Origin of the sequence: Algoriphagus machipongonensis, assembly GCF_000166275.1 — a bacterium.
Taxonomy (GTDB): Bacteria; Bacteroidota; Bacteroidia; order Cytophagales; family Cyclobacteriaceae; genus Algoriphagus; species Algoriphagus machipongonensis.
Map to the genome: position 1 here is coordinate 239,434 of NZ_CM001023.1, position 23,816 is coordinate 263,249.

Annotated in this window: 24 protein-coding genes and 1 tRNA gene; 11 read left to right on the plus strand and 14 right to left on the minus strand. The window is 37.5% G+C overall.

All coding sequences use genetic code 11. From position 1 onward, the window contains the following. Positions 1-5 precede the first annotated feature (5 nt). From ALPR1_RS01090 to ALPR1_RS01145, 12 genes are all read right to left on the minus strand, one after another. Entirely contained in the window at positions 6-365 is a 360-nt protein-coding gene (locus tag ALPR1_RS01090) for a four helix bundle protein (protein WP_008197811.1), read from the minus strand. 64 nt (positions 366-429) lie between these two features. Then, a complete protein-coding gene (locus ALPR1_RS01095) occupies positions 430-2,832 on the minus strand; it encodes a 3-hydroxyacyl-CoA dehydrogenase/enoyl-CoA hydratase family protein (RefSeq protein WP_008197813.1) in 2,403 nt (800 codons plus the stop codon). Between the two features lie 41 nt (positions 2,833-2,873). Next, positions 2,874-3,344 (minus strand): MarR family winged helix-turn-helix transcriptional regulator, encoded by a 471-nt coding sequence (locus tag ALPR1_RS01100; protein WP_008197815.1) that lies wholly within the window; start codon positions 3,342-3,344, stop codon positions 2,874-2,876. Positions 3,345-3,624: 280 nt separating this feature from the next. Beyond that, positions 3,625-5,373: an AMP-dependent synthetase/ligase gene (locus ALPR1_RS01105; protein WP_008197817.1), complete on the minus strand. Its 1,749-nt coding sequence runs from the start codon at positions 5,371-5,373 to the stop codon at positions 3,625-3,627. A 475-nt stretch (positions 5,374-5,848) separates the two neighbouring features. Further along, positions 5,849-7,435, minus strand: coding sequence for an Ig-like domain-containing protein (locus tag ALPR1_RS01110; protein WP_153231753.1), 1,587 nt, complete (start codon positions 7,433-7,435; stop codon positions 5,849-5,851). Positions 7,436-7,506: 71 nt separating this feature from the next. Next, a complete protein-coding gene (locus ALPR1_RS01115) occupies positions 7,507-8,403 on the minus strand; it encodes a class I SAM-dependent methyltransferase (protein ID WP_008197821.1) in 897 nt (298 codons plus the stop codon). 3 nt (positions 8,404-8,406) lie between these two features. Further along, on the minus strand, positions 8,407-10,272 hold the full coding sequence (mnmG, locus tag ALPR1_RS01120) for a tRNA uridine-5-carboxymethylaminomethyl(34) synthesis enzyme MnmG (protein WP_008197823.1): 1,866 nt from the start codon (positions 10,270-10,272) through the stop codon (positions 8,407-8,409). A gap of 77 nt (positions 10,273-10,349) precedes the next feature. Then, positions 10,350-10,775 carry an rRNA maturation RNase YbeY gene (gene ybeY / locus ALPR1_RS01125; RefSeq protein WP_008197825.1) on the minus strand — a complete coding sequence of 142 codons (426 nt, stop codon included), beginning with the start codon at positions 10,773-10,775 and terminating at the stop codon, positions 10,350-10,352. Positions 10,776-10,777: 2 nt separating this feature from the next. After that, positions 10,778-11,179: an ATP-binding protein gene (locus tag ALPR1_RS01130; RefSeq protein WP_008197827.1), complete on the minus strand. Its 402-nt coding sequence runs from the start codon at positions 11,177-11,179 to the stop codon at positions 10,778-10,780. A gap of 33 nt (positions 11,180-11,212) precedes the next feature. After that, positions 11,213-11,974, minus strand: coding sequence for an exodeoxyribonuclease III (locus ALPR1_RS01135; RefSeq protein ID WP_008197828.1), 762 nt, complete (start codon positions 11,972-11,974; stop codon positions 11,213-11,215). 2 nt (positions 11,975-11,976) lie between these two features. Continuing rightward, complete coding sequence (locus ALPR1_RS01140; protein ID WP_008197829.1) at positions 11,977-12,339, minus strand: hypothetical protein; 363 nt, start codon at positions 12,337-12,339, stop codon at positions 11,977-11,979. 8 nt (positions 12,340-12,347) lie between these two features. Beyond that, positions 12,348-12,689 (minus strand): carboxymuconolactone decarboxylase family protein, encoded by a 342-nt coding sequence (locus ALPR1_RS01145; RefSeq protein ID WP_008197830.1) that lies wholly within the window; start codon positions 12,687-12,689, stop codon positions 12,348-12,350. Positions 12,690-12,886: 197 nt separating this feature from the next. Here ALPR1_RS01145 and ALPR1_RS01150 point away from each other — a divergent pair, with 197 nt between their 5' ends. Genes ALPR1_RS01150 through ALPR1_RS01170 form a run of 5 tightly spaced genes read left to right on the plus strand, consistent with a single transcriptional unit; the run spans position 12,887 to position 15,867 of the window. Further along, positions 12,887-13,465, plus strand: coding sequence for a ComF family protein (locus ALPR1_RS01150; protein ID WP_316929460.1), 579 nt, complete (start codon positions 12,887-12,889; stop codon positions 13,463-13,465). Positions 13,466-13,471: 6 nt separating this feature from the next. Beyond that, positions 13,472-14,005: a YfiT family bacillithiol transferase gene (locus tag ALPR1_RS01155; RefSeq protein ID WP_008197833.1), complete on the plus strand. Its 534-nt coding sequence runs from the start codon at positions 13,472-13,474 to the stop codon at positions 14,003-14,005. A gap of 33 nt (positions 14,006-14,038) precedes the next feature. Continuing rightward, positions 14,039-14,797: an SDR family NAD(P)-dependent oxidoreductase gene (locus ALPR1_RS01160; RefSeq protein WP_008197834.1), complete on the plus strand. Its 759-nt coding sequence runs from the start codon at positions 14,039-14,041 to the stop codon at positions 14,795-14,797. 35 nt (positions 14,798-14,832) lie between these two features. Next, positions 14,833-15,414 (plus strand): hypothetical protein, encoded by a 582-nt coding sequence (locus tag ALPR1_RS01165; protein WP_008197835.1) that lies wholly within the window; start codon positions 14,833-14,835, stop codon positions 15,412-15,414. 6 nt (positions 15,415-15,420) lie between these two features. Beyond that, positions 15,421-15,867: a PaaI family thioesterase gene (locus ALPR1_RS01170; protein WP_008197837.1), complete on the plus strand. Its 447-nt coding sequence runs from the start codon at positions 15,421-15,423 to the stop codon at positions 15,865-15,867. Here ALPR1_RS01170 and ALPR1_RS01175 read toward each other — a convergent pair. Further along, positions 15,857-16,396: an RNA methyltransferase gene (locus ALPR1_RS01175; protein WP_008197839.1), complete on the minus strand. Its 540-nt coding sequence runs from the start codon at positions 16,394-16,396 to the stop codon at positions 15,857-15,859. The genes ALPR1_RS01170 and ALPR1_RS01175 overlap by 11 nt on opposite strands. Before the next feature lie 94 nt (positions 16,397-16,490). Here ALPR1_RS01175 and mutS point away from each other — a divergent pair, with 94 nt between their 5' ends. The 6 genes from mutS (at position 16,491) to ALPR1_RS01210 (ending at position 23,346) form a co-directional block, all read left to right on the plus strand. Continuing rightward, a complete protein-coding gene (gene mutS, locus ALPR1_RS01180; RefSeq protein ID WP_008197841.1) occupies positions 16,491-19,097 on the plus strand; it encodes a DNA mismatch repair protein MutS in 2,607 nt (868 codons plus the stop codon). Between the two features lie 51 nt (positions 19,098-19,148). Continuing rightward, the gene (locus tag ALPR1_RS01185) at positions 19,149-19,958 is read left to right on the plus strand and encodes a helix-turn-helix domain-containing protein (RefSeq protein WP_008197843.1); all 810 of its coding nucleotides are present in this window, start codon (positions 19,149-19,151) and stop codon (positions 19,956-19,958) included. Positions 19,959-20,225: 267 nt separating this feature from the next. After that, positions 20,226-20,309: transfer RNA gene (locus ALPR1_RS01195), tRNA-Leu, on the plus strand. 44 nt (positions 20,310-20,353) lie between these two features. Continuing rightward, on the plus strand, positions 20,354-20,587 hold the full coding sequence (locus ALPR1_RS01200) for a GIY-YIG nuclease family protein (protein ID WP_008197845.1): 234 nt from the start codon (positions 20,354-20,356) through the stop codon (positions 20,585-20,587). Between the two features lie 384 nt (positions 20,588-20,971). Next, positions 20,972-22,423, plus strand: a complete 1,452-nt coding sequence (gene betB / locus ALPR1_RS01205) for a betaine-aldehyde dehydrogenase (protein ID WP_008197847.1) — start codon at positions 20,972-20,974, stop codon at positions 22,421-22,423. Positions 22,424-22,494: 71 nt separating this feature from the next. After that, a complete protein-coding gene (locus ALPR1_RS01210; protein WP_161599213.1) occupies positions 22,495-23,346 on the plus strand; it encodes a mechanosensitive ion channel family protein in 852 nt (283 codons plus the stop codon). Between the two features lie 2 nt (positions 23,347-23,348). Here ALPR1_RS01210 and ALPR1_RS01215 read toward each other — a convergent pair whose 3' ends face one another. Continuing rightward, the gene (locus ALPR1_RS01215) at positions 23,349-23,816 is read right to left on the minus strand and encodes a pyrophosphohydrolase domain-containing protein (RefSeq protein WP_008197850.1); all 468 of its coding nucleotides are present in this window, start codon (positions 23,814-23,816) and stop codon (positions 23,349-23,351) included.

The following is a 23,816-nucleotide window of genomic DNA, read 5'->3' on the forward strand; positions in this document are numbered from 1 at the left end:
TAGTATCAAGATCTTGCTTCAAGAGATGATTTAAGTCCTGTAATCATTCGTTGTACTTCACCAAGTTCTTTTTCCATTTCTATCGCTTTTTCTGAATCAAGGATTCCTACACGTTCAGAAATAATCAATTGGGTTTCCAACTCAAAACTTTCTCCAAGGCTTATTTCTAAAGAATTTACGAATGATTTTCCCGAAGTTTTTGCACAACCTTCTGCAATATTTGAAGGGATTGATACACCCGCTCTTCTCATTTGAGAAACAAGACCAAACTTTTCCTCCATTGGAAAATCCTTCGTGGCAGAATAGACTTTGACTGCAAAATCAACAGATTTCTGCCAAACTTTAAGCTCTTTGAAATTGTGCATAATTTGTATTCTTATCTATGTCTAAAGTCTTGCTACTTGATACTAAAATCCAGCTTCTACATTCTTAATTCCTCAAAGGTTTTCCTTTAAACAAAATGCTGTGAATTCTCTCTAAGGTCTTTTTCTCTCCGGTAAGACTTAAAAAAGCCTCCCGTTCCAAATCCAATAAATGTCTTTCTGATACCTCTGTTGGAGAAGATAAATCCCCTCCAGACATTACCCACGCTAGTTTTCTGGCAATCTTCGCATCGTGCTCAGAAATATATGCTCCGTATTGCATTCCTGTAATTCCAGCCTCAAACAGTGCCAAAGAAGATTTACCCATTACTTTAATATTCTGTTCCACAGGCTGAGAATAGCCTTGATCGTAAAGGGAAATCACTTTTTGCTTGGCTTCTGCCAGCTGTCTTTTTCGATTTAAAGTAATCCCATCGCTATTTCTTAAATATCCCAGATTTCTCGCTTCCTCTGCAGATGTAGATACTTTTGCCATCGCAATATTCATAAAGCGTTCCTGCAATCTATTTAACTCCACATCTCCTGATTCGATTTCATTGGAAAATCTCAAGGTCATTTCCTTGGTTCCTCCTCCAGCAGGAATCAATCCTACACCAACTTCCACCAAGCCCATGTATAACTCAGCGTGCGCCTGAATATGATCTGAGTGTAGGGACAATTCACATCCACCTCCCAAGGCCATATTATGTGGAGCAAGAACCACTGGAATTGATGAAAATCTAGCCCTCATCATCGTATTTTGGAATTGAGCAATCATCAGGTTGATTTCATCGAAATCTTGATCGCCTGCAAACATAAATAGCATGGCCAAATTGGCACCAGCTGAGAAATTGGCTCCTTCATTTCCTATCACCAATCCTTTATGTGATTTCTCCGCCATTCCTATCGCGGTATTTATTCCTTCGATCACTTCCTGACCCATTGAATTCATTTTCGTATGAAATTCCAGGCCAATCACATCATCACCCATATCATATACAGAAGCACCTGGATTCTCCCAAAGTTTTTTCCCGGCAGATTTCAGCGTATCTAAAATGATAAACTCTTCTATGCCTGGAATTTCCTTGTAAGATTTAGTCGGAATATCGTAGTAATGCTTTTTGCCTTCAATCACCTGATAGAAGGAATCATTTCCAGCTTCAAGCATTTCATAAACCCATGCTGCCGGCTTCTCACCTGCAGCTTCCATTTTTTCTACCGTCTCTTTCACTCCCAATACATCCCAGGTTTCGAAAGGACCTAATTCCCATCCAAAACCTGCACAAACTGCTTGATCTATTCGATAGAGTTCATCGGAAATTTCTGGAATCCTATTGCTGCAATATTTAAATAAATCATAAAAAGTAGTTCTGTAAAACTCACCTGCTTTATCGTCAAAATTGACCAAGAACTTGATTCGTTTTTTCAAATCCTCTATTTCTTTTGAGGCTTGCAAAGCTTTGATATTTGGCTTTTCTACATCCTTGTATTCAAAAGTTTCAAAATCAATTTCTTTAAGCTCTTTGCTACCATCTTTATGACGGATCATTTTGAAATAACCATGGCCCGTTTTATCACCAAACCATTTATTTTCATAGAGAACTTCTACTATTTTAGGAAGCTTGAATTTTTCTCTCGACTCATCATTTGGAAGGGCTTTGTATAAATTATTGGCCACATTAACTGTAGTATCTAATCCCACCACATCCATGGTTCTGAAAGTTGCCGATTTTGCTCTTCCTATGACTGTACCCGTCATTTTATCCACTTCTGAAACTCCCAGTCCCATTTTTTCCACCGTGTGCATGGCAGAAATAATGGCGTAAACCCCAACTCTGTTAGCAATAAATGCGGGTGTATCTTTACACAGAACTGTTTCTTTTCCCAAAAAACGATCTCCATAATCCATCAGAAATTCAATATTTTCTGGCTTGGACTTAGGTCCAGGAATTATTTCCAATAATCTTAAGTACCGAGGAGGGTTGAAAAAGTGAGTTCCTGCAAAATTCTCCTGAAAATCTTCTGATCTACCTTCGCACATCATGTGCATAGGAATACCAGAAGTGTTTGATGTAATTAATGTACCCGGTTTTCTGTGCTTCTCTACTTTTTCAAAAAGCGACTGTTTGATGTCTAGCCGTTCTACTACGACTTCCATCACCCAATCATAATCTTTGATTTTGTGAAGGTCATCATCAAAATTTCCTGTCTGAATTCGATCTGCAAATGCTTTGTCATAGATCGCTGATGGATTGGATTTGAGGGTACTTTGCAAAGCAGAATTTACCAACCTGTTTCTGACAGCTGGATCCTCCTTTGTTAATCCTTTCTTTTGTTCCTGCTCTGTTAATTCAAAAGGAACAATATCAAGGAGAAGTACTTGTACACCAATATTCGCAAAATGACAGGCAATTCTTGATCCCATCACTCCGGAACCTAAAATGGCTACATTCTTAATGGTTCGTTTCATGTTTTTGGGTTTTATATTTTTGGTCGTAACCAAAATAAAATTTATAGTTCAAATATGGTTTTATTCAAATGGTCCGCATTTTCGGATTGAGCCTGATCGATCACCAGCTGAATTTTTTCAAACACTTTAAAGAATGTACCGAGGTCTTTTTCACTCACCACTTCTCTAACCTGTTCGTTAAATTCTCTGATGGTATTCACAGAGGTTTCTTTCTTGCGCTTTCCTTCTTCTGTTAAATAAATCCTAACAGAGCGCTTATCCACTAAATCTGGTTTTTTGTAGATCAATCCCTTTTCCTCCATATTTTTTAGCATCCTGGTGAGACTTCTTGTTTCCAAGCCCATCATAGGTGCAATTTTCGTTGCAGGAGTTCCTTCTTTTGAATTAATATTGATCAGTACAAAACCTATTGCCGTGGTGAAACCTTCGCCAACAGCCTTTTGATTATACATTCGTGAAATGGCATGCCAAGCTGATTTAATATGATAATCTACAGTCTCTTCTCGCTTCATACGGCTTAATTTTACCAATTTCTATGGACACCTAATGTAACGAATAATTTGTATGCATGCATACTATATCTCAAAAAATAATTATGCATGCATCACAAATAATCCATTGATTATTTAAAAAATAACCGATTTATGTATCGATAAATGATTGGTGCTGCAGGAAAACAAAATATTATCCAAATTATAGAATAATATCGAAACAAGATTTTGAAAATTATCTTTTGATTATGTTTTCCAGATTCTGTGAAGTAGAATTTAAACTAACAGTTTTTGATATAGGTCAAGAGCTATAAAACGCTTCAATCTCATTCTCATATTTCGAATGGATTACTTTCCTTTTCAATTTCATCGTTGGGGTCAACTCTCCAGTCTCTATCCCCCAGGCATTACTGATTAATTTAAACTGCTTGATTTGTTCCCATTTTCCAAAATATTTATTCAAGTCGTCAATCTCTCGTTGAAATTTCTCTATGATCTCCGGTTTAACAATCATCTCCCCTAATTCTGTAAAGGGAAATCCCTTGTATCGACAATATTCCCTTAATCCTTCCTCGCTAGGAACGATCAGTGCTGCAGGAAAATTTCTGTTTTCTCCAACTACCATAATCTGATCAATCAGGGCCGATTCTTTGATTTTGTTTTCGATAACCTGAGGAGCTACATATTTTCCTCCAGAGGTTTTAAACATTTCTTTTTTACGATCTGTAATTTTTAAGTACTCTCCCTCAAGCTCACCAATATCTCCTGTATGAAACCAGCCATTTTGAAGCACCTCTGCCGTGAGTTCCTCCTGCTTGTAGTATCCTTGCATCACATTGGGTCCTTTCACTAGGATTTCACCGTCTTCAGCGATTTTTACAGAAACGTCTTCAATCAGTTTTCCAACATATCCTATTTTGATTGCTTCATGAGTTCCCATAGAAGCTGAAACTACCGGTGATGTTTCTGTTAATCCATATCCTTCACAAATTTTGATCCCTGCTGCCCAAAATACTCTTGCCAATCTGGGTTGCAATGCCGAAGCCCCAGAATTTATCTGAATAACTTCTCCTCCCAAAGCCTCTCTCCACTTACTAAAAATGAGCTTATTTGCCATTTTCAATTGCCAATTATACCAAGCTCCCTGATCCACATTGGGCTCGTATCTCAACCCTAAGTTTAATGCCCAGAAGAAAAGGGATTTCTTTATCCCAGTTAACTCATAACCTTTTGATACTATTTTATCAAAGATCTTCTCCAAAAGCCTTGGTACAGTATTAAATAGATGCGGTTTTACCTCTTTTAGATTTTCACCAATCTTTTCAAGGCTTTCTGCATAATAAACAGAGGATCCTATATAGAGACAACAGAAAAAACCCGTTCGCTCATAAATATGACAAAGTGGTAAAAAACTAAGAACTCTAGAAGTTCCCTTATCCACAAGAATGAACTTACTTACTCCAATAACATTACTGAGGACATTTTTATGAGTAAGCATGACTCCTTTGGGTCTCCCGGTTGTACCAGAGGTATAAATAATCGTAAATAAATCTGATCCGTCAACTGAATCCTTAGACTGCTCAAGCTGAGCTAAATCTTGATGTTCCCCAGTTTTCATGAAGTCTTCCCAAAAAGCTACACCTTCAAGTTTATCGAAACTATAAATCTTCCGGTCTTTAGCTACTGGTTTTGCTTTCTCATAGATCTCTTGATTTCCCACAAAAATCATCTCAACCTCAGCGTGATCAAATATGTATCGATAATCTTCAGAAGTTATAGTGGGATACATAGGAACTGAAATAGCACCAATTTGCTGCAATGCCAAATCCACGAAATTCCATTCCTCTCTATTATCTGAAATGATGGCCACTTTTTTTCCTTTGGAAATACCTGCAGCTAAGAAGGCTAAACTAAAATTATCAGTGATTTCCTTAAGTTGACGCGAGGAGTATTTGTTCCACGAACCATTTACTTTTCTAGCTAGTGCTACCTCTTTGTCATAAATACTTATTTGGTAGGCGATGAGATCAAAAAGTCTATTGATTTCCATTTTGTTGATCTTGGGTTTCTGAAAATAAGTTAATCAAAAATCATCAGATTCTTTATGCTATCCACATTCCTCTTTCTTTAATAGTAATTAAATAGATTTTTAAAAAAAGAATTTATTATAGTTATTAAGTGTGTGGATTTGTGGACAAGTGGGCTTTAATAAGTTCTCCACGTTTTTAGTATCTACTATTCTTAGTTATCCTACTAGTTATACCATGTTTTTCCACATCTAAAGTTTTGATATTCTGGGGTATGAATTTTTATCCACCGATTTGACCTTTTTTTACCTTTTATTCCTGTTGGTAATATTGCTGTGGATTAAAAGAGTTTGGAATGTGGAAATGATATGGGTTTTCCCCAAGTTGGTTTCTTTTGGTTTTCGAAGAAATTGTAAATGGGGATAAGCTCATTTCTATACAGTTTTTTGAGATTGTTTTCCACCGCATTTCAACAGTTATCCACAGGTATTTTTGAAGCTATTGTATACCTGTATTGGGAGATGCATTGATGATAATTCCCTCAGTAGTCCATCCTGCTTTTATGATGATATCTTGGCTTTGTGTTTCTGGATTTAAAAAGAAATACACTTTCTCAGCATGCCTTTTCTCTAAATAATTGGATGGATCCCATCTATTGTTTCCATTGAGATCTTCAATTACCCTGATTTTATAGGTACCTGGTTCCAGTAATGTAAAGGAGAATTTATTTCCTTCCTCTATATATTTTTCTCGGCTTATTTGGCCTTTGGAGTCCAATAGATGCATGATATAGGGGCCCTTTCCATTGGCTATACCTCCAGTAATAGAGTCTGCTAAGGTTTCTCTTTTAAGTTTTCTATAGTTGGCTGCTAAGACAGATTCATTAAACTGCCCTTCGATATCTTGAAAAGTGGAATCTGTTCCATTGATCGTTAAAATATCTGTTACTAATGAATCTGGGAGAGAAAGATTGATTTCAACTTTATCTCTTTTGAGGGAATCTGTAAGAGAAACCATTGCTGGGGTAATAGGAATGACAGATGCGGTATCGTATGATATATATAGGGAATCATAATTAATCTTGGATATAGGCTTGTTAAAAGTGAGTTCGATGCCTAAATCTTGATAAAAGCTTTTTCCTGAATTGACTGTGAATGTAAGGTTTTCAGGTCTTCTTTGAGACTCTTCAAACTTTGCATAAATAGTGGTGTCTATCCTAAAACTTAAGGAATCCTGAATTTCTAAATCAAACCTTAAACTGTCAACTCTAGGAGTTTCAGAATATAGTTTTATCCTCTTATCTCCGGTTGTATAGAATATAGTTTTTCCCAATTCTTCATTTGACATCTCTATATCCAAGGGATCTTTATTGAAAATGATGTCATAGTTAGTTCCTGAAGTAGAAGATCTGGTTAGGTTGATGACAGTTTGATCGGCTTTCGATAGATTGAAAACTGCTCCTGTGAGGTTTTCATTAATGCTTAATGTATCTAAAATGAAGTCATAATCTTCGCTTTTATATTCTGCCTTTAAAGAGTTGTTGTCATCATTCCAGGCATAGGCTCTGTATTCTCCTGCTTTAATATTGTTTATGACAAAATTTCCTAAGGAATCAGTTTGTGATAAATAATAAGGTTGTGCAGTAAATACATCAGTTGTGTCATTGGATTCATAAAGGCCAACAATCACATTTTCATAAGTAAAAGTTCTAGTGGGAAAGTAATTATTGACCTTTCCTTCAAAAGACAAACTGTCTATACTATTTCCTGTAGAAAAGACGAGCTTTAGATTTTCTGTGGGATTTCCTTCTGATAAGTCTTGTATGGATTTTTGAAAGTTGAAAACGTAGGTAGTACTATCCTCCAATTCCTGGTTCAATTCTATTTTCACCATGTCCTTGAGAGCCGTAATGATTAACTCATCTTTGTCTAATTTAGGTGTGATAATAATGTTCCTATTGGGATTTTCAAGTTTGATGTATTCGTCAAATAGAATGGTTATTTCCTCTGGCTTTTGGTTTAAACTTTGATCCTTTGGGTACATTTCCAAAACAACTGGTGGATCTTCATCTCTTGGACCGCCCATAGGTGTACTTTGTTTTGCACAGGAATACAAAATCAGTGAAACAAATATGAATGCTAATAAATAAGAGTACTTCACTTTTTCCTGAAAATAAATAAGTTACTGGAATATTTCCCTGGCTTTCCTTTAGCCTCTTTGTTTGATTTGATCCCGTTGGTGACAGCCTTCATATACTTCGTGATTAAAGGCTGTTTAGGATTTAAGTAACCTTCTGATAAAAGTGAAACATAGTAACTGTCAAAAGGCATGGGATTGATCGTGACTAAATCAAGATCAAAGATTTCTGTAAAATTTTGTATGGCTGTTTCATTGAAATGGTATAGGTGTCTAGGAACATCCCATCCTGCCCATTTTTCGCCATATTTGATGGCATCAAAACTCGTAGGATTAGGTACGGCTATTATGATATAACCATCTGATTTTAAATGAGTTATGATTTTTTTTACCGTTTTTCTTAGCGAGTGAATATGCTCTAATACATGGAATAAACTGATGACATCAAACTTCTTCTTTTTATCGAGTAGATCTATGTTTTCGAATACATTTCCATGTAATAGTTCGTTTGCCTGAGTTCTGGCTTTTTCTGTTGGTTCTATTCCAGTTACTTTCCAGCCTTGAGTATTTGCTGCAGAAAGAAATTCACCTGTCCCACATCCATAGTCCAATAATTTACCAGTTCCTTTGAGTTTAGTAATCAGCTTTACCTTTTCAGAAACTGCATAGTTTCGAACTTTGGAATAGATTAATTGAGTTAGATTTTTGTTATTCTTTTCATGAGAATAGTACTCAGGAAAATCATAGTAAGGACCTATTTTTTCTTCTTTAGGTCTTGGGTTTGTAAAGAGAAGTGAACAATCCTGACATCTACATATAATGAAGGTTTCCTTACTTACGGCATGATCAATTATCTCAGAATGATTTAAGAATCGACCGCTTTTACAGAGGGGGCATTTTTTAAGTCTTTCTGCCATCTTTTATCTTCCTAAATAAACTGTAAGAATAGAAAGGTCTGCAGGTGATACGCCTGAAATTCTAGAAGCTTGCCCTAGTGTTTCAGGCTTGATTTTGTGAAGTTTTTGTTTTCCTTCATTAGATAATGCTGGTATGGTTAAATAATCAAATTTCAATGGAATTTTGAAATTTTCCATATTACTTAACTTGTTAACCATTTGCTGTTCTTTCTCTATATAGCTATCATACTTGATTTGAACTTCAGCTTGTTCACGAACATCTTTTGGAAAACCCTCTAAGAATTTAGAAATATCTGGATCAAGATCCATCATTTGATCTAATCCTAATTGTGGTCGTTTTAAAAGCTTTTCAAGGGATATTTTCTCTTTAATCTCTGCAGTACCTAAAGCTTCTAAACCTTTGTTTATTTGTTCTGGTGCTAGTTTTTTCTGCTTTAAGTCATTTATTAGCTTTGCTGTGTTTTGTTTTTTAGACTGCATTTTATCAAAACGTTCCTGACTGGCCAGATTGAGGTTATAGCCTAGTTCGGTTAATCTTAAATCTGCATTGTCTTGTCTTAATAAAAGTCTAAACTCAGCTCTTGAAGTAAACATTCTATAGGGCTCTTCTGTCCCTTTATTGATCAAATCATCAATCAATACTCCTATATAGGCATCAGATCTTTTCAATAAAAACGGATCTTTTTCCTGTACTTTAAGGCTGGCATTGATACCTGCAATTAACCCTTGGGAAGCAGCTTCTTCATATCCTGTAGTACCATTTATTTGTCCAGCGAAATATAATCCTTCTACTAATTGGGTTTCTAAGGTTAATTTTAGCTGTGTTGGAGGGAAAAAATCATATTCTATAGCATAACCAGGTCTAAACATTTTAGCGTTCTCGAAGCCTGTTATTTTCTGTATAGCTTTATACTGTACATCTTCAGGTAAAGAAGTAGAAAATCCATTTACATAGATTTCTACAGTATTCCACCCTTCTGGTTCTACAAATATTTGATGTCTTTCCCTTTCAGCGAATCTGTTTATTTTATCTTCTATGGATGGGCAATATCTAGGACCTAGACCTTTTATTCTCCCATTAAACATAGGAGATCTATCAAACCCTTCCTCTAAAGTGCTATGGACTTCTTTATTGGTATAAGTTATCCAACAGGTTCTTTGTTCTTTTATTGGGCTAGTTTCGTCTGAATAGCTGAACTTTTCAGGGTTCTCATCCCCATATTGGACTTCCATTTTAGAATAATCTAAGCTTCTTCCATCCACTCTAGGTGGTGTTCCAGTCTTCATTCTACCAGATTCGAAGCCTAAAGAAACTAATTGTTCGGTTATTCCTTTTGCTGCTGACTCTCCTGTTCTTCCTCCTCCAAACTGTTTTTCGCCAATATGGATGAGTCCATTTAAGAAGGTTCCGTTGGTTAAAACGACACTTTTGGCCTCTATTTCTATTCCAATTCCAGTTTTTACACCCTTTACTCTCCCATCTTTTTCGATGATGCCCGTGATCATTTCCTGCCAAAAATCAACATTTGGTGTTCTTTCAAGGGCTAAACGCCATTCTTCGGCAAATCTCATTCTATCATTCTGAGATCGTGGAGACCACATTGCAGGACCTTTGGACCTATTAAGCATTCTGAATTGTATCATGGATTTATCTGAAATAATCCCTGACATTCCTCCTAATGCATCTATTTCCCTTACTATTTGACCTTTTGCCACTCCACCCATTGCTGGATTACAGGACATTTGAGCAATGGTATTCATGTTCATAGTACACAATAGTACCTTTGAACCCATCTTAGCTGCTGCATGTGCTGCTTCACATCCTGCATGACCTGCGCCTACTACGATGACATCATATTTTGGAAACATGAGTATATTTTTTACTGTTTCACGTGGAACACCTAGTTTTTATTGTCCTAAGTTTTCTAACTGTTTCACGTGGAACACTAGATTGTTTGAAATAAATTTATTGCGAATTCTTCCTTGTTTCGCATTTCTTCAGCCTCGTTTTTGTCTTTGTCTTTGTATCCCATTAAATGAAATAAACCATGACTAATGACTCGGCTGAGTTCATCTTGAAGTGTTGCTCCAAGTTTGTTTGAGTTTTCTTGAACTCGATCAATACTTATGAAGATATCCCCTTCTATGGTTTGCTCTTCTTCAGAATTGTCAAATGTGATGATATCTGTATATGTATCATGATCCAGATATTCTACATTTATATTATAAAGGTATTCATCACTACAGAATATATAATTGAGTTCTGAGATATTGAATCCTTCTTCAGATGCTATTTTTCGCAACCACTTTTTCCTATTAAGTTTTTGCTTTAGCTGAAAGTTGGTTTCTTCCTGAAAGAAATTGATAGCCATGATTAATTCATATAAAACGATAGAATAGTCTTTCTACCGTCTTCTTCAAATTTCACTTCATCACTTAGGTGTTTGATGAGGAATATTCCTCTACCACCCGGCTTCTCAATGTTTTCAGGTGCAGTAGGGTCTTTTAATTCGTTGTAATTAAATCCTCTGCCTTCATCCTCGATGATGAATTTAAGTAAGCCCTCTTCAGTTGCTAATTCCAGGTGAACAAGTTTTGACTTATCATGTTTGTTTCCGTGAATTATTGCATTGCTGATGCATTCTGTGACAGAAATCATGATGTTACCATAGATATCATCATTGATTTCGAAATTGTCTCGTGCATTGTCGATAAAGCTTTCGATTATCTTAATATTCTCTATGAGTGAGGGAATGGATATTTTAATTGATTTCATCTATGGTTCTTTCAATGATCAACTTTATTCAATTTAGTTCAATTCTACTAAAATTGGGCAATGATCGGAATGTTTGGCCTCTGGTAATATGACAGATCTTTTTAACCTGTTTTCCATATCCTTTGTTGCCATATGGTAATCTATTCTCCATCCCAAGTTTTTAGCTCTTGCATTTGCTCTATAGCTCCACCAAGTATATTGATGTGGTTCTGGATTAAAATGCCTGAAGGTGTCAATAAATCCACTTTCAGTAAATTTATCCATCCAGACTCTTTCTTCTGGTAAGAATCCAGAACTATTTTTATTAGAAACTGGATTATGAATATCTATGGCTTTGTGACATATATTATAATCACCACTTAATATGAGATTTGGTTTCGTTCTTCTCAAATCTTTTATATACCCATAGATATCATCTAGAAATTCATATTTGAAAGTTTGTCTGATATCTCCTGTAGTTCCAGATGGAAAATATGCTGATAGAAATGAGAAATCTTCAAATTCTATTTCAAGCAATCTTCCCTCATCATCATACTTCTGTAAACCCATCCCATGGTGGATGGATTTAGGAGTTATTTTACTTAAAATTGCTACTCCGCTATATCCTTTTTTCTGAGCAGGATACCAGTAAACTTTGTATCCTAAATCTTTAAATATAGAGGTGTCAATTTGATCTTCCATCGCCTTAACTTCCTGTAAACCAATGACTTCTGGGTCAGTTTGCTTTAACCAGTCCAGAAATCCCTTGTTCATCGCTGCCCTTATCCCGTTTACGTTATAGGAGACAATTTTCATGTTTACTTAATTTCTATTTCGTACTCTTTTTCGAAATATTCGAGTACCTGAATTTTTAATAATTTTTCCTGTTCCAATAGGTCAAAATGAGGTAAATCCTTCACTAATTTCCAATGAGGCCATCCATCTTGATCTACATAGTCCAATTCATAAAAGCCATCATAGCTTAGAACTTTGCAAATCGCAATATGCATTAAATCTTGCTTTTGCTCTTTGGTGAAAGTTTTATTGCCTTGACCCAATTCCTGGACTCCTATCAAAAACAAAACGCCATTTAGATCATTGGGTTTCTTTCCAATGGTTTCTTTTAAACCCTCCAGGAGTTTTGACCATCTTTTTTCCAGATCTAAGTCTCTTTTGAACATGATACTATTTATAATTTTTCAAGTTCTTCCCAGTACTCAGTAGCCCTTCTCAAATGTGGAATTACAATTGTACCTCCTATCAAAGTGGCTATCGAAAATACTTCAAATATTTCAGACTTACTGAGACCTACCTCATGGCATTTACCCAAATGGTATTTGATGCAATCATCGCATCTTAAGACCATAGAGCAAGCGAGGCCTAGCATTTCTTTGGTTTTAACGTCAACAGCTCCTTCAGCAAATGCGTTTGTGTCAAGATTAAATATTCTCTTGACCACTTTATTGTCAGAGGCTAAGATCTTATCGTTCATCTTAGCTCTGTATTCATTGAATTCCTCTATGAGATTCATTAAATTAACAGTTTAGGGCACTTATTTACAGGCAAATATAGCAGGTATTCGTCCTTGGTTCTCACTAACAGTACTTTTTAGATATGCGTTTACTTTTTTTGAAAGATTTTTTGGATTTAATTTTCCCGAGGAATTGTGATCTATGCGGTAGAAGCCTTTTTGATTTTGAATCCTGCCTTTGTAAAATATGTGTTGGGATGCTTCCCAAAACGATTTATCATCAGATGCCAGCCGAAAATGATCTGACAGACAAGCTGAAAGGACTTAGTCAAATTGGTTTGGCTATGTCCTTCTTAAGGTTTACCAAAAATGGTGTAAGCCAGAAATTACTTCATCGACTCAAATATCGAAATAAGCCAGAAATCGCAGTAAAATTGGGAAATCTCTATGGTCAAACCCTAAATAAATCTGGACTTTACACTAACTGGGATATACTTATTCCTGTTCCATTACATGAGTTGAAGCACAAAAGAAGAGGTTATAACCAAAGTGAAGAGTTTGGAAGAGGATTGGGTGAATCTATGAGTTTACCCCTGAGATTGAGCCTAAAAAGAGCAAAATTTACCGAAACACAGACTAAAAAGAGTAGAATACAGCGATTAGATAATGTTGAAGGCGTATTTGAACTCAAACCTGGTCAATCTGTATCTGGGCTTAGAGTGCTCTTGGTAGATGATGTGATGACCACCGGAGCTACTTTGTGTGCCTGTGCCAATGTCCTTTTGGCTAATGGAGCAAAAATGGTAGATTTGGTTACTATCGCTGCCGGAAAATAAATAGCCATGATCGACATAGAATTATTGAAATATCCAATTGGGAAATTTCAGAAGCCTGAAGCTATCACACAGGAAAATATAAAAGAGGCCATTGCGGAATTTAAAGCGCTACCTAAGCATTTGGAGGCCACAGTAAAGGATCTATTAGAACCACAGTTACAAACACCCTACAGACCCGGAGGATGGACGGTTAGGCAAGTAGTCCATCATCTTGCAGATAGCCATATGAATGCCTATATGAGGTTTAAACTGGCTTTGACTGAATCCAACCCCACTATCAAGCCTTATGATGAAGCAGCCTGGGCAAATCTTAGTGATAGTAAGCTGCCAATTGAGATTTCCATAGGCATCTTAAAAAACATTCATTTTAGGCTAGGGACAATTTTAGATGAAATGTCTGATTCGGATTTTTCTAAAACCTATTATCATCCAGAATCCCAAAGTACAGTTCCATTAAAAGAAGTAATATTAATGTATGACTGGCATGGAAAACATCATTTAGCACATATTCAGGCGTTAATGATCCGTGAGAAATGGTGATTTACTTCTATTAACTATACTCATCTTTAGCATATGCATATTTCATTAAAAGGTCAGCGAATTCTTGTAACAGGTGCTTCCAGAGGTATCGGGAAGGCTATTGCCAAGCAATTGTCAGAATCTGGAGCAGAAGTTATTATTCATTACAACGCCAATAAATCCGCGGCTGTAGCACTTCAGGCTGAGCTAAAAAATTTAAGTCATGCTGAGAAATGTGATTTAGGAAATTTGGAAGAAGTGATTGGTTTCATTCCTAGATTGGTGAAGCAATATGGCCCAATCACAGGTATTGTTAATAATGCAGGGATAGCAAAATCTGCTCCTGATGATCTACCCACTGAAGAATGGGCAAAAATCTGGAATGAAACCATACAGGTTAATACCAATTCACTGGGAATTCTATGTAAGGAATTTGTAGATCAGGCGAAGATCAATCAGGAGGGTAGAATTGTAAATATTTCATCCAGAGCAGCATTTAGAGGAGATACAACCGATTATTTGGCCTATGCAGCCTCTAAAGGGGCTTTGGTAAGCCTGACGAGGTCCATTGCCAGGTATTACGGTAAGCAGGGAATCAAGGCTTTTCTAATCGCTCCAGGCTTTACACGTACAGATATGGCCAATGAGATTTTGTCTGATTATGGTGAAGAGTTTGCTTTAAATGACATCGCTTTAAAGGAATTAACAAAGCCAGAAGATATCGCTCCCATGGTCACCCTGTTATGTTCTGGTATGGCCGATCATGTCACCGGGGCGAGCATTGATATCAATGCAGGTTCCTATGTGCATTAATTCCAATTAGGAATTGGGTTTAAGTGAAAAAAGTAATGAAATCAGGTAAAGACCCTATTCTTACACCGGAACTCCTGAAAATCATTAAAATTTTCGGGCTTGCCTCCATCGCTTTGGTCTTGGTTTTTTCTTTGTTTAATGAAAAGAGAGCCAATAATACCGGGGATGATTTGACATTCAGAGTGAATGATTCTAATCGCTTATTTTTCCTAAACCTCAAAGCAATCCACTATGATCAAGAGAAGAATCAGGATGCGAAAATGACGCTTTATCGTCATAGCGATTTAAGCTATTCAGAAGACGAAGTAGGTCTAATTCCCATCATTTTATTGAATCCAGCAAAAGATGAGGCTTATCTATATTTGGAGGCCATCAATACAGACTGGCCATTAAAAATTAAAGCAGTTGTTGCTCAGGATAGTACAGAGTTCCAATTTGAAAATGGAAATCGTGAGCAATTTCTGGCTTATGTTAATAATATTAGACCTTGGATGGACCAAGAAGCCAGCTTTTTCATCAAAATCAATGAAAAATGGACTCCTTTATGGTCTACGCCAGATGAGAAAAAGGCTCTTGAAGAGACTTTAAATGACTATTTTCAACTTTTGGAACAATAAAACTACATGTCCACGCCCTTAGAATATTTCAAATCTCAGATTGGTAAAAAATTAGATAAAACACCCTCAGCAGCTGGTAATTGGCTGGCAGGAAAGCTCATAGAAATTTCTGAAAAGCATATCAAGGTTCAATATGAAGTAAGGGAAGAATTGTGCAATCCTGTTCGAATCTTGCATGGTGGAGTAGCTTCCCTGATGTTAGATGATGCTATAGGAATTGCAAATTTTGCCGCGGGTTCAGAATTTCTGATGACAAGTGTTAACCTCAATGTTGATTTCCTTTCTTCTGCCCTGATTGGAGATGTTCTTGAATTGGAAGCTAAGCTCGTAAGATCAGGATCAAACTTGAATCACTGGGAAGCTGTGATTAAAAAGGAATCGGGAAAAATAGTTGCCAAAGCCAGTTCGAATATGATAAAAACCCACATCAAATTGAATGAGCTTAACCTTTGAGCTGATCAAGCTTGACCATCATATGCCAAACTGAAATTCCTAAAGTCACAGAAATATTTAAGGAATGTTTTGTTCCTAATTGTGGAATTTCCAATACATGATCACAGAGTTCTAACACCTCATCCTCTACTCCAAATACCTCATTACCAAATACTAATGCTATTTTTTCTTTAGGGTCAGGCTGATATTCCTGAAGAAAAATAGATTGATCCACTTGTTCCAAAGCACAGAGTGTATAACCCTGCTTTTTTAATTCTTTTAAAGCATCTACAGTTTGAGGATAGTGTTCCCATTCCACAGATTCTGTGGCTCCTAAGGCTGTTTTTTGAATATCTCGATGTGGTGGAGTTCCTGTGATTCCGCAGAGCATTATTTTTTCTACTCGAAATGCATCTCCCGTACGAAAAGCTGATCCTACATTATTCAGGCTTCGGATATTGTCCAAAACCAACACGAGAGGCGATTTTTCTATTTGTTTGTATTCTTCCACTGAGAGCCTTTCGAGCTCATCCATACTTAATTTTTTCATCGGCTTTTGTTCTGCTTGCGGATTGCCTTATTTTCAGGTTTTATTCTGAAGGATAACTTCCAACAAAAGTAGTACAAAGAAAGCATACCCACCCATGAGCAAATCAAAAGCTGGCAAAGAGACACCTTTAATGAAGCAATACAATGCTATTAAGGCAAAGCACCCTGGCGCATTATTACTTTTCCGAGTGGGTGACTTTTATGAAACTTTTGGTGAAGATGCTGTCAAGGCCAGTAAGGTTTTAGACATCGTATTGACCAAAAGGGCCAATGGATCAGCCTCTCATATAGAGTTGGCAGGTTTTCCACACCATTCTTTGGATACTTATTTGCCAAAATTAGTGAGAGCTGGAAATCGTGTGGCTATTTGTGACCAGTTAGAAGATCCAAAATCTGTTAAGGGAATTGTAAAGCGCGGAGTGACAGAATTGGTAACCCCGGGTCTTTCTTTTAATGACCAGGTGCTGGATACTAAGAGAAATAATTACTTGGCATCAATTCATTTTGGGAAAGATAAACATGGGATTGCCTTCTTGGATTTATCAACCGGAGAGTTTATGTGTGCGGAAGGTAACTCCTCCTACTTGGAAAAATTGGTTCAAAGTTTTGCTCCATCAGAAATAATTTTTTCTAAAGCAGCTAAGAAATCTGCTCAGGAATTGCTGAAAGATGATTACATCACTTTTCATTGCGAGGATTGGGTTTACCAATATGACTTTACTTACGAAAAGCTTAAAACACACTTTAAAACAGCCAATTTAAAAGGTTTTGGTATAGAAGACCAAGAGCTTGGTACTGTTGCAGCAGGTGCTGTACTTCATTATTTAGAGGAAACCGAGCATAAAGAAATCCAGCATATTTCAGCGATTTCAAGAATTGCTGAGGAGAAATACGTTTGGTTGGATAAGTTCACCATACGAAACTTAGAGCTGGTCTATCCGCAACATGAAGGTGGTGTTCCATTGATTCAAATTCTCGATCAAACGGTTACTCCTATGGGGTCCAGGATGATGAAAAAGTGGATGGTACTTCCGTTAAAGGAGAAGACTGCGATTGAAGAGCGATTGAATGTGGTTGATTTCTTCTATCAAAACTCAACTTTGATTGAGGAAATCGTATCAGAATTAAAACATATTGGGGATTTAGAGCGATTGATATCAAAAGTGGTGGTAGGAAGAGCCAACCCAAGAGAAATCAATCAAATTAAAAAGGCACTTAAGGCAATCATTCCTATCAAGGAAATGCTGAAAGGACAGGACAATCCTACTTTGAAGCGCCTTTCGGATCAGTTGAACTTGTGTGAGTATTTGCTTGAAAAAATAGAGAATGAGCTCAAGGAAGATGCACCGATGCTCACTCATCAAGGAGGTATTATCAAGGATGGCGTAGATGATGAATTGGATGAATATCGAAACCTGGCGAATTCAGGCAAAGATTTTTTAGTCCAGCTTCAGCAGCGAGAAGTTAAAAACACAGGGATTACCTCTCTGAAAATCGCTTTTAATAAGGTATTTGGATATTATTTGGAGGTTACACACGCCCACAAGGATAAAGTACCTCAAGAGTGGATCAGAAAACAGACTTTAGTTAATGCGGAACGCTACATTACCCCAGAGCTAAAGGAATACGAAGAAAAGATATTGAATGCGGAAGAGCGTTTGGTAGGCTTGGAACAAAAATATTTTCTTGAGCTAGTTCAGGAAGCGGCAAAATACGTAACCCAGATCCAGCAGAATGCGAGGATTATTGGCACAATGGATGTTTTGCTTTCTTTTGCCCAGATTGCTTTGACCAATGATTACAGTCGTCCAAAGATTTCTGACACTGAGACCTTGGAGTATAAAGATGGTCGGCATCCCGTGATCGAGAGACAACTTTCTCCGGGAGAAAATTATGTGCCCAATGATGTTTACTTAGATCATGATAGTCAACAAATCATGATTATTACCGGGCCAAACATGGCGGGTAAGTCCGCTTTGCTTCGTCAGACGGCTTTGATCGTGCTTATGGCCCAAATGGGAAGTTTTGTGCCTGCCTCTTTCGCAAGAGTTGGTATCATAGACAAAGTCTTTACGCGAGTGGGAGCCTCTGATAATTTGTCCAAAGGGGAATCGACTTTTATGGTGGAAATGACTGAGACAGCTAGTATTTTAAACAATTTATCTAGTAGAAGTCTCGTTTTGATGGATGAAATAGGAAGGGGAACGTCCACCTATGATGGAATTTCCATTGCCTGGTCAATCGTGGAATACCTTCATAATCACACGACCTTCAAGGCGAAGACGCTATTTGCAACGCATTATCATGAATTAAACCAACTGACAGAAGATTTCCCTAAAATCAAAAACTTCAATGTATCAGTTAAAGAAGTTGGCAACAAGGTCATTTTTATGCGAAAGTTAAAGCCAGGAGGTAGTGAGCATAGCTTTGGTATTCATGTGGCTCAAATGGCTGGGATGCCCAATCCGGTTGTTTTGAGAGCTGCAGAAATCATGGCTCACTTAGAAAAGGACAAGGCTTTAAATGAGCAAAAGGAGAATTTTAAAGAAATTCCAAAAAATAATTATCAGATGAGTTTATTCGAAATGGACCCTAAGTTTAAGGAAGCTAAGGAGTTAATCGAGGAGATAGACATCAATGCAATTTCTCCTATTGAAGCTTTGTTAAAACTTCATGAGATTAAGAAGAGAATTGAAGAGTAGTTCCATAGAATTTGTATATTAGAAATGCTTTTTTAGTTAATAAATAATCTTATGGATAAGGTGCTGCTCAAGGACCTGAAAAAACAGGATAAATATTCAAAATTTTTTCATTCTTGGAAGGAACAGGAGTTCCAAGATCACCCCGATGAAGAGAAAAGCCTCCAAGAGTTGGAGGTTTTAAGTCAGAACATAGGGATGAGAGAGGGCTTAATCATTGCTTGCTTCGATTACAGAAAGTTAAATTTAGCCTTCTATACGGGCAATTTGGAGGAGATTACGGGCTATCCTAATTCCATGTTTCGCTCAAAAGGGATGGAGACCTCTTTTACGATGATTCATGAGGAGGATCGGGAGGAATTGTTTCGTTTTCAGAAAATAATTTTAGAGGCATTTCATGGACTGAGTATGACAGAGAAGAAGAATTTTGAATTCTCTTACACGACTCGATGGGTTCATAGGACTACTGGTGAGATTTCTTGGATGATGGGCAGGGTAAAGCCTTATTTGATTGATTCTGCTGGTAATTTTGCAATGGACTTACATATCATCCTAAAACTCCAAACTCCCCCAAAGGCTAAAGGGTACGATTGGAATTACACCTATCTTAAAGATGACGGCACTAGGGTTTTTGTAAGTAAAAATTCTCCTCAATTAAAAACCGTATCCCTGACAAAAAAAGAGAAACAAATTGTCAAAATGATTTTGGATGGGATGAAATCAAAGGAAATTGGCCAGGTATTGAATATCTCATTTAATACAGTATCTACCCATAGAAAGAATATATTGAGAAAGCTGGGAGCTAAAAATCTTGGGGAAATGGTGAAAATTTTGGCCTCTTATGATTTTGATATCAGCCTGTAAATCAGCAAAATCCTGATTTTGGGAGATAAAAAGAAAAAAAATCATTGTATAACCCTTGTAATTTTCTTCCCACGTCTTACCTTTGCATCCACAATTCGCTCAGAGAATGTTTGAGTGGTTAAAAAAAGCGAGAGTAGTTCAGCTGGTAGACCACGACCTTGCCAAGGTCGGGGCAGCGAGTTCGAATCTGATATCTCGCCGGAGGAAGCCCTTGATTCAAGGGCTTTCTTGTTTAGAGAATAAGTAGTTCCGAAAAGTCGGAATGAAGCCGGGATGGTGGAATAGGTAGACACGCAAGACTTAAAATCTTGTGGCCGTAAGGCCGTGCGGGTTCGATTCCCGCTCCTGGTACAGAAGCCTCGTAGAAATACGGGGCTTTTTGTTTATCTTTTAATATGATTACTGTCTATGCGATATCCAGTAAAGTAAAGAAATACGTTTACGTAGGTCTTACATCTAATTTGGAAGACAGGCTTAATCGACATAATTCAGGCTACGAGAGAACTACTCGTCCATATCGCCCTTTTGATGTCATATTTACCAAAGGTTTTTCGACTAGGCTTGAAGCCAGAGAGTTTGAGAAGTATTTAAAAACAACAACCGGCAAACGAAAAATTTTGGGGACTTAAAATCTTGTGGCCGTAAGGCCGTGCGGGCCTGCCTGATGCAGACAGGTTCGATTCCCGCTCCTGGTACTCAAAGCCTCGTAGAAATACGGGGCTTTTTGTGTTCATGGGTATTTAGTTTTTGGTGCTCAGGTTTAAAACCCAGAGAAAAGAATTCAAGATTACAAATCTCGAACAGCGCAACAGCGGTTGGTCGGACTTAAATTGGGCTGTCCCACAGGTTGAACTATCAGGCATTTGGCATAAAGCAAACAAGCTTCACAACCTTTTTTTAAAATCTATCGCATTTTCCTTGGGTCATTATTCTGAAGTCCTCTAAATTTGAATGACCATTCAACTTTTCCTGCTTCTTAGGAAAATCATTCAAATTTTCACAAAATCAATCCCATGCAAAGCATCCCATTATTTATCGATAATAAGTCCGTAGAGGGTTCCGGTAAGCAGTTTAACAACTACAATCCAGCAACAGGAGAAATTACTCATGTGGTAACGGGTGCTTCTCAAGAAGATTTCGAGAAAGCCGTTCAATCTGCAAAAAAAGGATTTCAGGTATGGTCTGCCATGTCTCCTACCGAGCGCGGAAGAATTTTGCATAAAGCATCGGCTTTGTTGAGAGAAAAAAATGATGAATTGGCATTGTTGGAAACACAGGATGTAGGAAAACCTATTAAAGAATCTATAGCAGTAGATGTTATTTCAGGAGCAGACTGCCTGGAGTACTATGCGGGTTTGGCCCCATCACTTCATGGAGAGCATTTTGAGTTGGGTGGAGATTTTGCCTATACCAAAAGAGAACCTTTGGGAATTTGTGCGGGGATCGGTGCTTGGAACTACCCAATTCAAATTGCCTGCTGGAAAGCGGCACCAGCTCTGGCATGTGGAAACGTGATGATTTTTAAACCAGCTGAACTTACTCCTTTGACAGCGTATAAGTTGGCAGAGGTTTTTAGAGAGGCTGGAATGCCTGATGGTGTTTTCAATGTGGTACAAGGAGATGCTGAAGTAGGTCAAATGATGACGGCTCATCCTGACATAGCCAAAGTATCCATAACCGGTGAGGTGGGTACGGGTAAAAAGGTAATGGCTGCCTCAGCGAATACCTTGAAGCATGTGACTTTGGAATTAGGCGGCAAATCCCCAATTATCATTTTTGAAGATGCAGCTATTGATGAAGCAGTCTATGGAGCCATGCTTGGAAACTTCTATACCCAAGGAGAAATCTGTAGTAATGGAACACGGGTTTTTGTACATGAATCCATCAAGGAGAAATTTATCGAGCGATTAATAGAGAAAACCAAAGAACTAAAAATCGGCAATCCTGCAGATTCAGAAACTCAAATTGGAGCTTTGATCAACAAAACTCACTTTGAAAAAGTGATGAGCTACATTGCCTTAGGAAAAGAGCAAGGTGCGGAATTGCGTTATGGTGGGAATTCTATCGCTGTTGATGGATGTGAAGGAGGATACTTTGTAGAGCCTACAATCTTCGTTAGCAATGACGAAGAGGACAGAATCGTAAAAGAGGAAATATTTGGTCCAGTGATGACCATTTTGACCTTTCAGGAGGAAGAAGATGTAATTCGTCGAGCAAATGACACTCCTTTTGGCCTAGCTGCTGGTGTTTACACCAATGACATGAGAAGAGCGCATAGATCTGTGGCTAGCTTGCAAGCAGGCATGTGTTGGATCAATACTTATAACATCAATCCAGTAGAAATACCTTTTGGAGGAAATAAGCAATCTGGAATTGGCAGAGAAAATGGCTTGGCTGCGATCGAACATTATTCTCAACTGAAGACAGTCTATGTTGCGATGAAAGATTTAGGGAATCCATTTTAAACTCAGGCAATTGGGAAATTAACTACAAAAAAGAGAAATCAACTTTGATTTACTTTTTGTATTTTTCTCCAATGGATGAATTCAACAATCTATCCCCAGACTGGTCCACCCTAAAAAACTGGCTGATTATTGCAGGAGTATCCCTGGCAATCTTCTTATTATTTGTCTTTTTCGCCCGTAAATCAAAGAAGTTTTTGAGAATACGCTTGGTGAAGCGAATGGATGATGATTTACTGGCAAATTTCCTCGCTGGAATATTCAGCACCCTCATTATATTGGTCGGGCTGTTAGTTGTATTTCGAGTGATCGGTCTGACGGGTGTGGTTTCTGGCTTGTTGGCAGGAGCAGGAATCTCCGCTTTTATTATTGGCTTTGCTCTAAAAGACATTGGAGAAAATTTCCTCGCTGGAATCATTTTAGCATTCAAAAGGCCATTTCGAGTGGGAGATTTTGTCGATCTGAATGGAATGAGAGGGAAAGTACTGACTTTGAACCTACGAGATACTCAGATCAAATCTGCCGATGGGAAAGATATTTTTATTCCGAATGGATTGATCTTAAAAAGTCCGTTGGTCAATTTTACTATCGACGGTTACCTTCGCTATGATTTTATGATAGGTCTGGATTATGGCTCGGATTATCAAAAAGCTGTTGACTTGATTAAATCAACCCTAATGGAAGTTCCTGGAGTTTTGGATGATACTAAAGAACCTCAAGTATGGGTGGTGGAAGTTGGTGAAAGCACCTTGAACATTCAGGCTACCTTTTGGGTGGATACTTTTGCCAGGGCGATATCGGATGCCGTGATAAAAAGTACAGCTATTATAGAAGTGTTGACAACATTAGAAAAGGCCGGCTTTAATATGCCGGCCCGAATTGTGGAACTCAAGAATTATCAGGACAAAAGCCTCAAAACTTCCTAAGCTTATTTTTTTAGTATTCCTGCTAAATCAGCTGGTGAATAATTGACAGATTTTAGTGTTTTGTGATCTCCTTCTCTAAAAACAAGGTATAAATCACCTTCTTTTTCGTAAAAGCTTGGAGTGCCTTTGGCTTCATAATGTGCAACTGTAGCTTTGGCTTCTTCTTCGGTCAAGCAAGCTTTGCTCATATTGGATCGCTGAACTTCATCAAAAAGAGCTTTGAACTTTTCTCCCATACCAAATTCCAATATGGCTCCGGAAAGTACATATTGAAGATCGCAGAGTGCATCAGCAATTTCTACCAAATCTTTGTTGTCGATGGCTTCTTCCAATTCCTTTAATTCCTCGGCAAGTAAAGAAACCCGAAGATTACATCTTGTATCAGATGGAATCGTAGGTTCTTTTAAAACCGGATGTTTAAATGTTTCGTGAAATAAAGCGACAGAAGTTAGGGACTTAGGATCTTGCAT

Coding starts and splice junctions, on each gene's coding strand:
- ALPR1_RS01145 (WP_008197830.1), bottom strand. CDS start 12,689: ATGAATCTCATAGAGGAATTCAATGAATACAGAGCTAAGATGAACGAT.
- ALPR1_RS01105 (WP_008197817.1), bottom strand. CDS start 5,373: ATGGAAATCAATAGACTTTTTGATCTCATCGCCTACCAAATAAGTATT.
- ALPR1_RS01200 (WP_008197845.1), top strand. CDS start 20,354: ATGATTACTGTCTATGCGATATCCAGTAAAGTAAAGAAATACGTTTAC.
- ALPR1_RS01115 (WP_008197821.1), bottom strand. CDS start 8,403: ATGGCAGAAAGACTTAAAAAATGCCCCCTCTGTAAAAGCGGTCGATTC.
- ALPR1_RS01110 (WP_153231753.1), bottom strand. CDS start 7,435: ATGGGCGGTCCAAGAGATGAAGATCCACCAGTTGTTTTGGAAATGTAC.
- ALPR1_RS01165 (WP_008197835.1), top strand. CDS start 14,833: ATGAAATCAGGTAAAGACCCTATTCTTACACCGGAACTCCTGAAAATC.
- ALPR1_RS01140 (WP_008197829.1), bottom strand. CDS start 12,339: ATGTTCAAAAGAGACTTAGATCTGGAAAAAAGATGGTCAAAACTCCTG.
- ALPR1_RS01100 (WP_008197815.1), bottom strand. CDS start 3,344: ATGAAGCGAGAAGAGACTGTAGATTATCATATTAAATCAGCTTGGCAT.
- ALPR1_RS01095 (WP_008197813.1), bottom strand. CDS start 2,832: ATGAAACGAACCATTAAGAATGTAGCCATTTTAGGTTCCGGAGTGATG.
- ALPR1_RS01090 (WP_008197811.1), bottom strand. CDS start 365: ATGCACAATTTCAAAGAGCTTAAAGTTTGGCAGAAATCTGTTGATTTT.
- ALPR1_RS01185 (WP_008197843.1), top strand. CDS start 19,149: ATGGATAAGGTGCTGCTCAAGGACCTGAAAAAACAGGATAAATATTCA.
- ALPR1_RS01210 (WP_161599213.1), top strand. CDS start 22,495: ATGGATGAATTCAACAATCTATCCCCAGACTGGTCCACCCTAAAAAAC.
- ALPR1_RS01155 (WP_008197833.1), top strand. CDS start 13,472: ATGATCGACATAGAATTATTGAAATATCCAATTGGGAAATTTCAGAAG.
- ALPR1_RS01170 (WP_008197837.1), top strand. CDS start 15,421: ATGTCCACGCCCTTAGAATATTTCAAATCTCAGATTGGTAAAAAATTA.
- ybeY (WP_008197825.1), bottom strand. CDS start 10,775: ATGGCTATCAATTTCTTTCAGGAAGAAACCAACTTTCAGCTAAAGCAA.
- ALPR1_RS01175 (WP_008197839.1), bottom strand. CDS start 16,396: ATGAAAAAATTAAGTATGGATGAGCTCGAAAGGCTCTCAGTGGAAGAA.
- mnmG (WP_008197823.1), bottom strand. CDS start 10,272: ATGTTTCCAAAATATGATGTCATCGTAGTAGGCGCAGGTCATGCAGGA.
- ALPR1_RS01130 (WP_008197827.1), bottom strand. CDS start 11,179: ATGAAATCAATTAAAATATCCATTCCCTCACTCATAGAGAATATTAAG.
- mutS (WP_008197841.1), top strand. CDS start 16,491: ATGAGCAAATCAAAAGCTGGCAAAGAGACACCTTTAATGAAGCAATAC.
- ALPR1_RS01135 (WP_008197828.1), bottom strand. CDS start 11,974: ATGAAAATTGTCTCCTATAACGTAAACGGGATAAGGGCAGCGATGAAC.
- ALPR1_RS01160 (WP_008197834.1), top strand. CDS start 14,039: ATGCATATTTCATTAAAAGGTCAGCGAATTCTTGTAACAGGTGCTTCC.
- betB (WP_008197847.1), top strand. CDS start 20,972: ATGCAAAGCATCCCATTATTTATCGATAATAAGTCCGTAGAGGGTTCC.
- ALPR1_RS01215 (WP_008197850.1), bottom strand. CDS start 23,816: ATGCAAGATCCTAAGTCCCTAACTTCTGTCGCTTTATTTCACGAAACA.
- ALPR1_RS01150 (WP_316929460.1), top strand. CDS start 12,887: ATGCTTCCCAAAACGATTTATCATCAGATGCCAGCCGAAAATGATCTG.